A 15,469-nucleotide genomic window follows, 5' to 3' on the forward strand; every position below is an offset into this window, starting at 1 on the left:
CACCGGACCGGACTGGTCAGCTGGACGGCCAGCGTCTCCCGGATGGCCTCGGCGCTCTCGTACGCCTCGCCGGTGACGTTGCTGTAGACCGGGACGGCGGGCTCGGTGATCGTGACCTCGCTCAGCGCCTTGGTGTACTCGGGCAGCGCGCCGGCCATGAACGTGCTGTGGAACGCGCCGGCGACGTTGAGTTTCACCACCCTCGCCCCACGGTCCTCGAGGTAGGCGGTCATACCCTTGAGGCCGTCCAGGCTGCCCGACAACACAGTCTGCAGCTCACCGTTGTAGTTGGCGACCTGCACGTCGTGACCCGCCGCGTTGAAGTCCTCGACGCACTTCTCCACGTCGGCGACCGGCATCCGCACCGTGGCGATCATCCCGGTGCCGCTGTCTGCGGCGCAGCCCTCCATCGCCTCACCGCGCACCTTGACCAGGCGTACCGCGTCCTCGAACGTCAGCGCGCCCGCCGCGAGCAGCGCGGTGATCTCCCCCAGGCTGTGCCCGGTCAGGTAGGAGACCGGCACCTTCCGCCCTGCGGTCATCACCTCGTACATCGAGTAGCTGAGCACCAGCAGCGAGACCTGGGCGTACCTGGTCCTGGTCACCTCGGCGGGCGGCGCGGTGAAGCACAGGTCGGCCAGCGAGTATCCGACGATGTCGGACGCCTGCCCGAAGCGGTCCCGCACACTCTCGTGCTCGTCGAACCACTTCCTGCCCATGCCCGCGAACTGGGAACCCTGCCCCGGGAACACGATCACGAGATCTTTCATGACTGTACCTTTTTCTTCGACGCGGGCCTGCCCAGGATTCCGAGGACTTTCAGGTGGCCGCCCATCAGCTGTTCCACCCGCGCGGGGTCCACCTCGCGGGCGTGGTCGATCCGGACCACGACGGGGTCGGCCAGGACGTCGATCGCGTACACGACGTCGAAGTGGCGGAGGAGGTCGGCCTCCGCCACCTGCCGGGCGCTGCCGCACGCGACGGACACGGTGCGGTCGACACCCCGGCAGGCGACGAACCGCTGCAGGTCGAGCCGGTCGTTGTGGTCGCGTTGCCGCCGGTAGTCGGCCAGCACGTCGGCCAGGTCGGCCGTGCCAGCGAAGTCGAACCGGACCACGGTCGCCCGGGCGTCGTCGTCGACGACGCACAGCGAGATGTCGTCCGTTCCGAGCAGTTTGTGGAGGGTGACGGCGAGCGCGACGTGTGCCAGGTCCGCCGGATCCTGCGCCCCGCTCGTACGCAGCCGTCGCAGGGTGGCCATGGTCCGTGCGGGCAGCACGGCCTCGACCCGGCCGTCCGCGGTGGTGTCGTGCGCGAACCACGATTCGGGCAGCTGGACACCGAAACCGGTCAGCAGCGCGTCGGCTTCCTGCCCGGCGAGCCTGGAATCCAGGAGCTTGCGGAGCTTCCCGATCGTCGGGTTCGCGAACAGGTCGCTCACGTCGAGCATGCCCGGGAACCGCTGGTGCAGCTCCTCCATCAGCAGGACCAGGCTGAACGAGTTGCCACCGAGGTCGAAGAAGCTCTCGTCGGCGCCGATCGGAACCTCGCCGAGGACCTTGCGCCATGCCGTGACTAGTTCCTGGGCGACGCCCGTGCCCCGCTCCTCGGGACGCCCCGGCTCCACCGGCTGGCCGGCCTGTGCCACCAGCGTCTTGCGGTCGACCTTGCCGCTCGTCGTCATGGGGATGTCCGACACCACGGCCAGGGTCGCCGGGACCATGTAGTCGGTCAGCCGCTCGGCCAGCCAGTCGCGCAACGCCTCCGGCGCCAGGTAGCCGCCTTCGCGTACCTGATAGAACGCGCGGATGACCTGGCTGCCGCTCGGCAGGTCCTGGACGATCACCGCTGCGCCGGTCACCAGGTCGTGCCCGGTGATGGCGAGTTCGATCTCGCCCAGCTCGACCCGGTAGCCGCGGATCTTCACCTGGTCGTCCATCCGGCCCAGGCAGTGGACCTCGCCGCCCTGCCACAGCGCGCGGTCGCCGCTGAGATAGATCCGGCCGTCCCCGAACGGGTTCGGGAGGAACCGCTCGCGGGTCAGCTCGGGCCGGTGCAGGTACCCGGGCGACACACCCAGCCCGCCGATCCACAGGTTCCCGGTCACCCCCTCGGGCACCAGCCGGAGGTTGTCGTCCAGCACGTAGAACGTGGTGTTGGCGATCGGGGTACCGATGCTGACCCCGGTGTCCCCGGTGAGGTCCTTGACGCTCGACCAGATGCAGGTCTCGGTCGGGCCGTAGACGTTGTAGACGCCCAGCGACGGGTGCTCCCGCAGTCGCGGCAGCAGGTCCTCCGGGAACGCTTCGCCGCCGACGACGAGTTTGTCCAGCCGCGCCAGCGTGGCGCGGCCCGCCTCGGGGTCGGCGAACAGCAGGCGCAACCGGGTCGGCGTCATCTGGAGGTACTCGACGCCGTTGGCCGCGACGAACTCGGCGATCTCCGCTGGCGTACGGACCTCCGACTCGCCCGCCACCACGACCGTTCCGCCGGTGACCAGGGTCAGCAGCGTCTCCAGCAGGTGGATGTCGAACGACGGGGTGGTGAGGCAGCCCACCACCTTCTGGTCGGCCCACCCGAGCGCCTCGGGCATGCCGACGAGGAAGTTCGCCAGCGACCCGTTCGTGACCGTGACGCCCTTGGGTGTACCGGTCGACCCGGACGTGAAGATGACGTACGCCAGGTCGTCCGGCCCGCCCGGCGACCCGGCCGGCGGGGACGGGTCGACCGAGGTGTCCGCCGGCAGATGGAGCGCGATGTCGCCGAGTTCCACCGCGGCGGCCAGCTCCTTGCCGCAGACGACCCTCGTGGGGTCGGCGGTGTCGATCACGAGCCGGAGCCGCTTCGTCGGGTCCTTCACGTCCATCGGGAGCCACGCGGCGCCGATCCGGTTGACCGCGAGCATCAGCGTGACCAGCTCGGGTGTCGGCGGCAGTAGGAGCCCGACCAGGTCACCCCGACCGAGGCCGTGCTCGCGCAGCACACCCGCGTACCGGTGCACCCGTTCGGCGAGGTCGGCGTAGCTGACCTCCTCGCCGCGGTACCGGATCGCGGGTCGTCCCGCGTGCTCCCGCACCACCGTGTCGAACATCTCGGCAAGGGCCGGCAGGTCCGCGACGACCGGCCCGGTGCCCAGGGCCAGGAGCCGGTCCCGGGTCTCGTCGTCCAACCGGGACAGGTCGCCCACCGTCTGGTCCGGCTCCCGGACCACCCTGGCGATCAGGTCCACGTACTGCTCGGCCAGCTCGGTCATCCGCCGCTCGCCGTACACGCCGGAGAAGTTCAGGTCGCCGAACAGGCCGCCGTCGCGCTCGGTGAGCTCCAGGGCGAGCGCGAACATCGAGCGGGGCACCCCGAAGTCCTCCGACGTGCCGGTGACGTCGCCGAACCGGTGCACGCGTTCGCGGGCGTTGGTGAAGGTGAACATCACGTCGAACAGGGGGTTGCGCCCGAAGTCCCGGTCGAGGTCCAGCTCCTGGACCAGGACCTCGTAGGGGTAGGGCGAATGCTCGACGGCGGCGAGGCTGGTGTCACGCACCGCGCGGAGCAGGTCCGGCAGGCGGGTGTCCGCGGTGGTACGGATGCGCAGCGGCAGCGACTGGGCGAACATGCCGACGGTGTCGTCGAACGAGCCGATGATCCGCTGGTCCAGGGGGACGCCCACGCACAGGTCGTCGGTGTCCGCGGCGGTGGCTAGCAGCACCGACCACAGCGACAGGTAGAAGATGAACGGCGTGGTGCGGTGCCGCTCGATGACCGCCTTGGCCGCCTGGTGCAGCGCGTCGTCGATCCGGAAGTAGTGGTGCGTTCCGGTGAAGTCGTTGACCAGCGGGTACGGGGAGTCGGTCGGCAGGTTCAGCGGCGGCGGGACGGTCTCGAACTCGCGCAGCCACCACCGCCGGTGTTCCTGGTAGGAGGGCAGGCCGACGGAGCGCGCCTGCTGCCGGACGAACGACGGGTAGCCGTCGGACCGTACCCGCGTCAGCTCTCCCCGCCCGAGGTACTCGGCGAGGTCGTTGAGGAGGATGTCGATCGTTCCGCCGTCGGCGATGATGTGGTGCAGCGAGAGCAGCAGGTGGTGGGTGCCGTCCTCGTCGATGACGATGCCGTAGCGCCACAGCGGCGGGTTCGCCAGGTCGAACGGCCGGTTCATCACCGCGACGACGTCCTCGGTGCGCAGTCCGGGGTCGCGCCTGTGGTCGAAGAGGTGGAACTCCGGGGTGACCTGCGCCGCGACGCGTGCCGTGATGTCGGTCGCGTCGATCTCGTAGTAGCCGCGCAGCTTCTCGTGCTTGTCGGCGATCGCCTGGAATGCCTCGGCGAGCCGCTCCCGGTCGGGGGCACCGTCGAAGCGCAGACCGGCCAGGATCTGGTAGGCCTCGTTACCGCCGCGCATCCGCGACAGCACGTAGATTCGCTTCTCCTGCTCGGACACCGCGGTGGGGTCGAGCGGTGCGAGGTCGGCGTCCCGGGGTCCGGCGGGCAGCCCGCGCGGCGCGGTCGACGTCGACCGCCGGAAGTCGAACCCGCCGCGGCGCAGCGCGTCGACGCTGGTGCGGATGGCCTCGAAGATGCGGTCCTGATGCTCGCGGGTGTGCGCCAGCGAAAAGAAGGCGGTCCGGCGTTCCCACACGTAGACGCCGTGGAACACCATGAGCTTGAAGAACAGGTTCAGCGTCAACGACATGTGGCTCATGTCGCGCGGGACGAGCGTCTCGTACTTGTACAGCGACGCGAAGTGCGACACCTTCAGCGGCACTTCCTCCGCCTCGAAGTAGTCGTTCACGCGACGCGCGAAGTCGGCGGTGACCTGGTTGAGAGCGGCGAGTTCGGTGGCGCCCCGCTCTCGCAGGTAGGACAGCACGGCCCGGCACGCGGCCATCGTCAACGGGTGCTTGCAGAAGGTCCCGGCGAAGAACGTCGTTGGCACCGCCGGCGTGGAGTCGTCAACGTCCGACCACGCGCCACCGTCGACGGCGTCGAGGTACTTGCTCCGGCCGGCGATGATGCCGATCGGCATCCCGCCCCCGACGAGCTTGCCGTACAGCGACATGTCCGACTCGACGCCGAAGTGCTCCTGCGCACCGCCCAGCGCGATCCGGAAACCCACGATCATCTCGTCGAAGATCAGCGCGATGCCGTGCTCCGTGCAGATCTCGCGCAGCTCCCGCAGGAACTCGGTGGGCTGCAACGTCGGGTTGCGCGACTGGACCGGCTCGACCAGCACGGCGGCCAGTTCGGGGCCGTGCCGCCGGATGCGGTCCAGCGACTCGGCACTGCCGTAGGTGAGCACCATCGTGTCGTCGACCGCCGACTGCGGAATGCCGATCGAGGTGGGGATGCTGTCCTCGCCGTCGGCCTCGGCCAGCACGGCGTCGTAGCTGCCGTGGTACGAGGTGAGGAACCTGACCACCTTGTCCCGCCCGCTGACGGCCCGGGCCAGGCGCACCGACACCATCACCGCCTCGGTGCCGGTGTTGCAGAACGCGACCCGCTCGGCGCCGGTCATCTCGTGGACCAGCTCCGCGACCTCCCCCGCGATCCGGTTCTGCGGGCCCAGCTCGTAGCCGCGGTCGAGCTGGTCGCGTACGGCATCGAGGATGAAGTCGGGTTGGTGGCCGAAGAAGTGGACGCCGTAGCCCATCGCGGTGTCGACATACTCGTTGCCGTCCAAGTCCCAGAACGTCGCCCCGGACGACCGGGCCGACACGACCGGGTAGACCGTATCCTTGATGCTCGGGTTGAAGTTCAGCGAGGCGATCCAGTCCGCCAGCACCTCGCGGTGCTGCCCGGTGTACGACCTGGAACTGGGGGTCTTCGCGGTGAACCGCGCCACGAAGTCGCGGATGAACGCGCCCTGTTCGGCGGTGAGCCGGTCCTGGCTGAGCTCGATGTTGTTGCTGTACGTGCCGACCTTGCGGGCGGGCGCCGGGCGGCGCTTCGTCACCTCCGGGGCGGCCGGCGCGACCGGCGTGCCGACCGACGCACCCGTCGTCGCGCCCGACAGCACCACCAACTGCTGCTGCATGATCTCCAGCTGCTGCCGGATGATGGCTTCGACGCCGGGCGCCGGCGGGGCCGCCGGGTCGAGTCGACCGCGCGTCTCGGCTACCGGCGCTGCGGCGACCCGCGGCTGCGGGACCGCGGTGGCCGTGGGCTCCGCCGGGGGCACCGGCGCCACCTCGCGGGGCCGGTGTTCGAGGACGAAGTCGGCCAGCAGGCCGGGCGTGTAGAGGGACTCGAAGAACGCCTTGTTCGGGATGTCGATGGCGTACTCGGCCTCGAGGCGCTTGCTCAACTGGACGAGCATCAGGGAGTCGATGCCCAGCGCGAAGAGCTGCACCGACTCGTCGATCGCGTCGAGGCTGACCCCGGTGACCTGGCTGACGCACCGCCTGACGAACATGAGTACCGGCTCGCGATCGGCCATCCGCTGGACACCGGTCCCTTCCTGTTCGGCGACGGCGGACCGCGCCACGTCGATGCGCGCGGGGGCGCGGTCGGAGTACCAGATCCGCTGCCGGTCGAACGGCGTGCGCGGCAGGTCGCGGACGAGGGTGCCGGCCGCGCCGGGCAGCCGGTCGTACTCCAGCGCCCGGCCCAACTGCCAGAGTTCAGCCGCGCTCTCCAGCAGCTGTCGGCAGTCCGAACGTCCCTTTCGCAGGCTCGGGACGACGATGGCGGTGTCCGCGAACTCCTGCGCGATCAGGCCGCCGACCGTGGCCGTCGCGCCGACCTCGACGAAGACCCGCGATCCGCGGCCGATCGCGGCGCCGACGGCCGCCCGGAACAGGACCGGCTCCACGAGGTGCCGGCTCCAGTACGCCGCGTCGATCGGCGCGTCCGCCGTGACCGGCTCGCCGGTCCGCGTCGAGATCCACGAGATGGCCGGCGGGTCGAACTCGTGGTGCCGGATCTGCTCGTACAGGTCGTCGGCGGCCTGGGCCATCCGGACCGAGTGGTACGGGTGCGAGACGTCCAGGCGCTCGGTGAAGATCCGCTGCTTGCGCGCGGCCTTCAACACCTTGGTCATGCTCTCGGCGGACCCGGCGACGGTGGTGTTCTCGGCGGCGTTGACCGCGGCGACGGAGACGTCGGGGTAGTCGGCCAGGAGCTGCTCCGCCCGCTCCCGCGAGCACAGCAGCGTCGCCATGGAGCCGTCGCCGGTCGAGGCCGCCACGACCCGCGCCCGGCGGGTCACCAGGTCGACCGCCTGGGTGAGACTCATGACGGAGGCGAAGCAGGCGGCCGCGTACTCGCCGATGCTGTGGCCGATCACGGCCGACGGCGTGACGCCGAGCGCCTGCCAGTACCGCGCGAGCGCCAACCCGACCGCGAAAATCATTGGCTGGGTGTACCGCGGTGACCGGAACGTCGCCTCGTCGTCGCCGAACATGGCCTCGATCGGGGAGACGTCGCCGATCCGGCGGAACACCCGGTCGATCTCGTCCAACTCGCGCCGGAACAGCTCGGCGTGCTGGTACAGCTCCCGCGCCATGCCCGGGTACTGCGTGCCCTGGCCGGAGAAGACGAACACCTGGCCCGGGTCTACCTGGTCACGGCTGGTCCCGGCGGCCAGCACCGCCTCGACCGCGGCCGGGATGCCGGTGACGGAGTCGCAGACCAGTGCCGCCCGGTGTCGCAGGCCCGCTCGTCGGGCACCCAGCGTGTGGGCGATGTCGGCGAGGTCGGCGGTCGTGCCCTCGCTCCACTCGGCCAGGTTCCGCAGGGCGGTGCGCAGCCCCGCGTCCGACTTCGCCGAGACGGGCAGCAGACGCGGCAGAGCGGGGGACGTCACCGGCGCGGGGCGCGGCTTCGGCTGGTACTCCTCCACGATCATGTGGGCGTTGCTGCCGCTGATGCCGAAGGAACTGATCCCGGCGCGCCGCCGGCCGCCGGTCGGCTGCCACGCGATCTCGTCGGCCACCACCTCGATCGGGATGGCGTCCCAATCGATCAGGCGGTTGCCCACACGGAAGTGCTGGGTGGCCGGGAGACGGCCGTGCTGCATCGACACGATCACCTTGCACAGCGCCGCCATACCCGCCGCGGACTCCAGGTGCCCGAGGTTGGATTTCACGCTGCCGACGTACAGCTTGTCGGTCCGGCCGGCGAAGACCCGGGCCAGGGCGTTGAGTTCCTGCGGGTCGCCGATCGGCGTACCCGATCCGTGGGCCTCGACGTAGGAGACGTCCTCGATCCCGACGCCCGCCTCGGCCATCGCGGCCTCGACCGCCCGTTGCTGGGCGGCGCCGTTCGGGACGGTGAAACCACCGCTCTGACCGTTGTGGTTGATCGCCGATCCGCTGATCACGGCCAGGATGTCGTCACCGTCGCGTTCGGCGTCGGACAGTCGCTTGAGGATGACGACCGTCCCGCCCTCGCTGCGGATGTAACCGTCGGCCCCGTCGTCGAAGCTGCGACACCGCCCGGTCGGGGACAGCGCCTGCAGCCGCGACCACGACACGTGGCCCTCGGGGCTGAGGATCAGGTTCACCGCCGCGGCGACGACCATGTCGCAGCCGCCCTGCCGGAGTTCCCGTCCGGCCTGGTGCAGCGCGTACAGCGAGGAGGCACAGGCCGCGTCGATCGCCTGGCTGGGACCTTCGAAGCCGTAACTGTAGGAGATCCGCCCGGCCGCCGAGTTGGCCATGTTCCCGGTGTAGGTGTACCGCTCGGCCGAGTGACCGAGGTTCTTGCCGACCTGGGCGTAGTCGTTGTTGTAGATACCGACGAAGACACCGACGCGCCGGCCCCGCCCGGCCGTCACCGGGTTGATCCCGGCGTCTTCGAGCGCCTCCCAGGTCAGTTCCAGCAGCAGGCGCTGCTGCGGGTCGATCGACTCGGCTTCCGCCGGTGAGATGCTGAAGAACAGCGGATCGAACTGGTCCACCTGGTCGAGGTAGCCGCCCTGGGTGGTGGTCACCTCGCTGGTGTCGAGGGCGCTGTGCGACCACCGGTCGGCGGGCACCTCCCGCACCACGTCGACCCTGCCGCTCAACGTCTCCCAGAGCTGGTCCCGTGTGCTGATGCCACCGGGCAGCCGGAACGCCATGCCGACCACCGCGATGGGCTCCGCGGAGAACGGGCCCGGCGACGCCGGGGCGGCGGCGCGCGCGTCGGTCGGCTCGCGACCCCGCTCGACCCGGCGGGCCAGCTCGACGGTGAGCGCGTCCGCGGTGGGGTGGTCGATGATGAACGTGTTCTCCAGCGAGACGCCGAGTTCCCGGGCCAGCCCGCTCTGGAGCTCGATCAACTGCATCGACGTGCAGCCCAGCTCGAACAGACTCTTGGTGTGGTCGTCCCGGGCCAGCTCGGGGCCGATCCCGAGCACGCCCGCGACCTGTGCGGACACCAGGCTCGCCAGCGACGGGCCGACACCGGCCGGCCGGGTCGGCGCGGTGTGCGCACCGGAGCCGGCCGACGCGGGCAGGTCCAGGTCGGACAGGTCGATCGGCCGGCCACGCCCGGCGAGCACCGGCTCCCAGTCCACCGCGACACCCTGCACGTGCGCCTCGGCGAGCGAGGTCAGGAAGTGTTCGATGCGCTGCTGGTCGCGACGCAGGGAGGTGAGCACCGGCACCGTCGCGCCGACGGCTTCCACGGTCTGCCGCATGGCCAGGGTCAGCACCGGGTGCGCGCTCAGCTCGACGAACGCCTGGTAGCCGTCGGCCAGCATCGCCCTCGTGGCGCTCTCGAAGAGCATCGGCCGACGCAGGTTGTGGTACCAGTACTCCGCGTCCAGCCCGGCGGTGTCGAACCTCCCGCCCGTCATACCCGAGTAGAACGGGATGTCCGAGGTTCGCGGGTTGATCGACGCGAGCGAGGTCAGCACGGTGTCCCGTACCTCCTCGACGCGCGGCGAGTGCGCGGCCAGCGGCACGGATGTCACGTGCGCGTAGACACCCGCGACGCGCAACTGCTCGGCGGCGAGGGCGAGCACTGCGCTGTCACCGGAGACCACCACCGTGCGCGGCGCCATCACGCCGGAGACGTCGACGTCGTGGCCGTGCTCGGCGAACCACGAGGTCACCTTGTGCACCGGCAGCGCCACCACGGCCATGCCACCCCGGCCGGCCAGCGTCGACTGGGCGCGGCTCCACAGCACGGCGGTCTTCGCGGCGTCGTCCAGGGACAGCGCCCCGGCCACGTGGGCGGCGGCGGCCTCGCCGATGCTGTGCGACACGACCGCGTGTGGCTCGACGCCGTAGGACCGCCACAGCTCGGCGAGCGCGACCATGATCGCGAACAGCACCGGCTGCACGATGTCGGTCTGCTGGTACAGGTCCGGGGAGTCCGACCTCAGCACGTCGACCAGCGACCAGTCCACGTGGGGCGCCAGCGCGTCGGCGCAGTCCTCGACGCGCCGGGCGAACACCGGCGCGGAGTCGAGCAGCTCCTCGGCCATACCGGGCCAGACCGCGCCCTGGCCGGGGAAGACGAACGCCGGGCGGGCCACGGCCGCAGCCGTTCCCCGCACCACGTGCGGACTCGGCCGCCCCTGAGCGAGCAGGCGCAACGACGCTGCGAGTTCGTCGCCGCCCAGCAGCACAGCCCGGTGCGCGTGCGGCGGTCGGGCCGCCAGCGTGCGGCTCACGTCCACGGGGTCGGCACCGCTGTTCTCGACGAGGTCGTGCACCCGCCCGGCGAGGTCGCGCAGCGACTGTTCGCTCGGCGCGCCGAGGATCCAGGGAATGGTCACCGGCGCCTCACCACCCGGTCACACGGGGTGCTTGCCATGACGCTCTCCGGGGTGTTCCCGACGTGCGGGATCGGACAGGGTTTCATCGCCTAGGCCTTCCGGGAGAACTTCTTGTAGCCGACATCGGCGATCAAAATCTGCTGCAACTGGGAGGTCCCCTCGATGATCTCGAGGATCTTCGCCTCCCGGAACAGGCGTTCCGCCGGGTATCCCGACCAGCACCCGTTCCCGCCCAACACCTGGACCGCGTCCGACGTCGCGCGTTGGGCGATCGTCGACGAGAAGTACTTCGCGATGATCGTCTCCGTGGTCGCGTCGGCGTGGCGCTGCGCGAGCGACCGGCCCGCGCTGCGACACAGCTCCCGGGCCGCAGCGACGTTGGTGACCGTGTCGGCGACCATCTTCTGCACCAACTGCTGCGTGCCGATCTTGACCCCGAACTGCTCACGTCGCGTCGCGTAGGAGCACATCTCCTCCAACGCCGCCTGCGCCAGCGCGACGCCGGCCCACGCGATGCTGTACCGGCCGTGCAGCAGGGCCGTGTTCACCACGAAGCCGAAGCCCGCGCCGATACCCGCGATGAGATTCTCCGCCGGCACCTCGACGTCGTCCAGCTCGACCTCCGCGATGTGGGTCGCGCGGTTGCCCAGAAAGCCGGACATGGGCCAGGTCCGCACGCCGGGCATGTCGCGCTCCACTATGAACGCGCTCGGGACGCCGTTGTCGGAAGCCAGCACCAGGAACAGGTCGGCGATATCGGCGAAGGAAATCCACTTCTTACGACCGTTGAGGACGAACGAGTCGCCTTTCCGGATGTAGGACGTGGCGACCGAGGCCGCGTCCGACCCCGCGCCTTCCTCGGACAGCGCGAAACAGCCGATTTTCTCGCCGCGGGCAAGGGCGGCGAGGTATTTGCCCTTGAGCCGTTTCGACGCCAGATCCAGCAGCGTCCCGGCCACGATGGAGGTGTGGACGGTCAGCAACGCCCGGGTGGACGCGCAGGCCTTGCCGATCGCCTCGGTGACGTCGCCGTACTCCAGCGGATCGAGGCCGAGTCCACCCCACGCCGTCGGGATCGACGCGCCGAGAAAACCCTGCTCCGCCATCTTCTTGATGACATCCTGCGGCAGGAACTCGTCACGGTCGAACTCCGCGGCCCGCGGAGCCAACTCGGTCTCGGCGAACAATCTCGCTCGCGCGATGACGTCGGACCGGTCCGTGTCACTCACCAGCCGAAGCCTTCAGTTCACCGACCATGTCCGCGAGACGGCGGACCGAACTGAAGTTGCGCAGGATGATGTAGTCGTCCGGGACCTCGATGTCGAATGTGGACTCCACGTAGTGCAGGAGTTGCATGGCGAACAACGACGTGAAGTAACCACGCTCGAAGATGTTCTCCTCGTCGTCCAACTCGACGTCCTGGAACGCGGTCATGTTTTCCCGCAGGTATCCCCGGATCTTCGTCGCAGCATCCGCCACCATCACGTCTGCCATGTTCGCCACCATCTCGTCACGCATCGATCTTGACCTCAATGTATCCGGGGTATTCCTGGCGGACTGCTAGATCGTTCTCGTACAGGTAGTCGTTGCCCTCGCGCCACACCACACGGAAGTTCGCCAACTGGTAGGTCACCAACATCTGGCGGTTCCGGTCGGTACGGCGGAAGCGGGCGAAGAAGCGCTTGCCGTTCTCGGCGGCCCGGTGCAACAAGAAGGACAGCAGGACCGTGCCCACGCCCTTGGACACCGTCCGACACGACATCAGCAGGAGGTTGACCGTCCAGCGGTCGTCCTGCTTCTCCACCAACGCCACGCCGATCTTGCCGTACGAGCCGTAGCGGTCGGTCAGCTCACACACCCAGAGGTCGTGGTCGGGACTGTCCATAAGCTCTTCGAGCTGCTGGTACGAGTACTGGATGCCAGTGGAGTTGAGCTGGTTGGTGCGCTCGGTCAGCTCGGCGAGCCGCAGCAGGTCGCCGTCCTTCGCCCGGGAGATCGTGAAGATCATGTCGAGCCCGCTGAGGAACTCGTCCGAGGCGCCCTGGTAGGCGAGCTCCGCCTCGCTGCGTGCTTGATCCTCCAGGTACATCTGCCGGCGTCGGGCGGCGTCCTCGGTCACCACCGTGGGCGACAGGCGCGGCATCGAGAGCATCGTGCCCAGTTCCGCCGAGTCGACCGTCTCGACGTCCGGGTGGACGAAGGCGACCTCGTCGCGCTCGAACGGCTGGTCGTCCACGAACATGATCGTGTCGATGCCGATGTTCAGCTTCTCCCGGATCGCCGCGACGGAACTGGACTTGCTGTTCCAGTTGATCTGCGGGTAGAGGAAGTACTTGGCGAGGCCGAACTCTTCGAGCTTGCGCACCGCGTCATCGTGGTTGTTCTTGCTGGCCACCGACTGGAGGACGCCGCGGGCATCCAAGGTCTTGATCACGTTGACCACGCCGTCGCGGAGGACGAGGTCGGCGCCGGCCGACAGGGTGCCGTGCCACAACGTGTCGTCGAGGTCCCAGACGACGCACTTCACCATCTTCATAGATCGGAGTCCTCCAGGGGATCGCTGCTCGGCGAGGCAGTGCATGACTGCATCAGTGACTCAGGGAGGTGTTTCAGCGGTGTGCGGAAGTTCGGTGGCGCGGGTGGGCTCAGCGGCCCGCGTAGGTGTAGAACCCCTGGCCGCTCTTGCGCCCCAGCAGGCCCGCGGCAACCATCTTCTTCAGCGTCGGGCAGCAGCGGAACTTGCTGTCCTGGAACTCCTCGTAGAGCACGTTCAAAGAGTTGACCACCGTGTCCAGGCCGATGAGGTCGGCGGTCTCCAGTGGCCCCATCTTGTGCCCGTACCCGAGTTTGAAGATGGCGTCGACCTGCTCCGGCTCGGCGACGCCGTCGTGCACCAGGAAGGCTGCCTCGTTCATGAACAGGTGCGACAACCGGTTGGACACGAAGCCGGGCATGTCGTTGACCACGATGGACCGTTTGCCCAGCGACCGGACGAACTCCTCGGCCTGCTTGATCGTGTCGTCGGACGTGTGGTAGCCGCGGACGACCTCCGCGCACTCCAGCAGCGGAACCGGGTTCATGAAGTGGATGCCGACGACGTTCGGGGGTCGTGGGGTGCAGGCGGCGAGCTTGGTGATGGAGATGCAGCTCGTGTTGACCGCGATCCGCACGCTCTCGCCGCAGATGTCACGGAGAGCGAGGTAAAGCTGCTCCTTCGCGGCCAGGTCCTCGACGATGTTCTCGACGATCCAGTCGACCCCGGCGAGTTCGCCGAGGTCGGCGCCGCAGCGGATGCGGCCGAGGATCTCGTCGGTCTTCCACCCGGCTGCGGCCGGGGACATCATCCGGAACTTCCGGACGAGCTTACGGAGATCGCGGGGCGCGGCGGCCAGCACGTCGGGATCATGATCGGACAAGATCACGTCGTAACCGTTGGCCGCGCACGTGATGGCCACATCCTTGCCCATCACACCCGCGCCGACGACCCCTACTGTCGCCATTCTCTAGCCGCCCCGGGTAATGGGGCAAAATGCACGCGTATACACACCGACGTCTTCCCAACATTCGTCTTCGCACACTACGCAACGACGTTGGGCCTAATACCGACCCGGCGCCTCTTACACGATTAACCCGCTGTTCGGTCCCACTTCATAAATAAGTGGAACCCGGCAACCGGCTCTCGCTCACCCACCGCTGCTAGTTGTGTCAGGTTCAGAACTTCGTGCGACGGATAATACACAGGGCCCGGGGGGCCGTAAAGGCGCATCGCTACTACGGATGGTAGTCGCTCAATTGCGGACCGAGGTCGGGCGACATCGTCTACCCCACCTAGTGATCATGCCGGTAACAATTCACACCCGACCGGCCCGGACATATCATCGCCAAAGCCTGCGGACCAACTGCATTACCGGTCAAAACCGGGCAGGAGTCGATATACGTAGATGATCCGCCGAGTTCCAGCGGTGCAACGAATTCTTTCGGTACACAGCGGACGGACCGCAAGCCTGCCGGCCGGCCACCTCGGCGCCCCCGCACGGCACCGACCATGACGCGGCGCCGCAACCATGCCGCACTGTCCAAACCGCTCCCAACTCGGTGAGGTCGGGCGGGACCGAGCGGACGTGAGGATCGCCCTGTCTGCACGTGAGGAGGGGTGAGCAGCCGCCGTGGATCGTCTCCGACGAGTCGTGGGCCGAGGTCGAACCGCTGCGGCCACCCCGTCCGCCTCGCCGGTACCGCTACCCCGGACGTGTCTCGGGCGGTGAACGACGGCTCCCACGCCCGGGCACTCAAGGGGCGGCCCAGTCCAGTCCGAGCCCGGTTCACCGCCGCAAGCCCGGCTCGAAACACCACGTCATCACCGACGCGGGCAGCCCCCCTCGCCACGGCCCGGACCGGCGGCAACCGCCACGACGTCACCCAGCTCATGCCCTGGTCGACAAGATCCCACCGATCAGAGGGACCTGCGGCCGACCCCGGCAACCACCACATCGGATCCACGCCGACCGGGGCTACGGCTACGACTGCTACCGCCGCCAAATTCGCGCCAAGGGCATCACCCCGGTCGTAGCCCGACGCGGAACAGGACACGGCTCCGGACTCGGTGCCCGAAGGTGGGTCGTCGAGCAGACCATCGCTCTACTGCACCGGTTCCGCCGTCTGCGCATCCGCTGGGAGATCCGCGACGACATCCACTAAGCCTTTCTCACCCTCGCCTGCGCCATCATCTGCTGGCGCCGACTCCACCGCTCAAAGAGTTAGGAGTTG

7 protein-coding genes (1 of these 7 cut by a window edge) are annotated in these 15,469 nt (G+C 68.9%); 1 reads left to right on the forward strand and 6 read right to left on the reverse strand.

From position 1 onward, the window contains the following. The 6 genes from OIE53_RS11800 to OIE53_RS11825 form a co-directional block, all read right to left on the reverse strand. Nucleotides 1-770, reverse strand: the 5' portion of a protein-coding gene (locus tag OIE53_RS11800) for an ACP S-malonyltransferase (protein ID WP_327026649.1). 478 nt of this gene lie to the left of the window's left edge; the window shows 770 of its 1,248 coding nt (coding positions 1-770); its start codon is at nt 768-770; its stop codon lies beyond the left edge, outside the window. Further along, nucleotides 767-10,702 carry a non-ribosomal peptide synthetase/type I polyketide synthase gene (locus OIE53_RS11805; RefSeq protein ID WP_327026650.1) on the reverse strand — a complete coding sequence of 3,312 codons (9,936 nt, stop codon included), beginning with the start codon at nt 10,700-10,702 and terminating at the stop codon, nt 767-769. The genes OIE53_RS11800 and OIE53_RS11805 overlap by 4 nt, the downstream gene beginning before the upstream one ends. A gap of 89 nt (nt 10,703-10,791) precedes the next feature. Beyond that, on the reverse strand, nt 10,792-11,931 hold the full coding sequence (locus OIE53_RS11810) for an acyl-CoA dehydrogenase family protein (protein ID WP_327026651.1): 1,140 nt from the start codon (nt 11,929-11,931) through the stop codon (nt 10,792-10,794). Next, the gene (locus tag OIE53_RS11815) at nt 11,924-12,196 is read right to left on the reverse strand and encodes a phosphopantetheine-binding protein (RefSeq protein WP_327026652.1); all 273 of its coding nucleotides are present in this window, start codon (nt 12,194-12,196) and stop codon (nt 11,924-11,926) included. The genes OIE53_RS11810 and OIE53_RS11815 overlap by 8 nt, the downstream gene beginning before the upstream one ends. Nucleotides 12,197-12,212: 16 nt before the next feature. Beyond that, nucleotides 12,213-13,283 (reverse strand): HAD-IIIC family phosphatase, encoded by a 1,071-nt coding sequence (locus OIE53_RS11820; protein ID WP_327026653.1) that lies wholly within the window; start codon nt 13,281-13,283, stop codon nt 12,213-12,215. A 64-nt stretch (nt 13,284-13,347) separates the two neighbouring features. Further along, nucleotides 13,348-14,202, reverse strand: a complete 855-nt coding sequence (locus OIE53_RS11825) for a 3-hydroxyacyl-CoA dehydrogenase family protein (protein ID WP_327026654.1) — start codon at nt 14,200-14,202, stop codon at nt 13,348-13,350. Nucleotides 14,203-14,845: 643 nt separating this feature from the next. On the opposite strand from OIE53_RS11825, the gene OIE53_RS11830 reads away from it, so the two are divergent. Further along, complete coding sequence (locus tag OIE53_RS11830) at nt 14,846-15,400, forward strand: transposase (protein WP_393339512.1); 555 nt, start codon at nt 14,846-14,848, stop codon at nt 15,398-15,400. Nucleotides 15,401-15,469: the final 69 nt, after the last annotated feature.

The sequence above is a fragment of the Micromonospora sp. NBC_01739 genome, assembly GCF_035920385.1.
GTDB lineage: Bacteria > Actinomycetota > Actinomycetes > Mycobacteriales > Micromonosporaceae > Micromonospora.

Excerpts from the sequence above, each read along its gene's own strand:
- OIE53_RS11820 (WP_327026653.1), bottom strand. The coding sequence starts at position 13,283 with ATGCACTGCCTCGCCGAGCAGCGATCCCCTGGAGGACTCCGATCTATG.
- OIE53_RS11825 (WP_327026654.1), bottom strand. The coding sequence starts at position 14,202 with ATGGCGACAGTAGGGGTCGTCGGCGCGGGTGTGATGGGCAAGGATGTG.
- OIE53_RS11815 (WP_327026652.1), bottom strand. The coding sequence starts at position 12,196 with ATGGCAGACGTGATGGTGGCGGATGCTGCGACGAAGATCCGGGGATAC.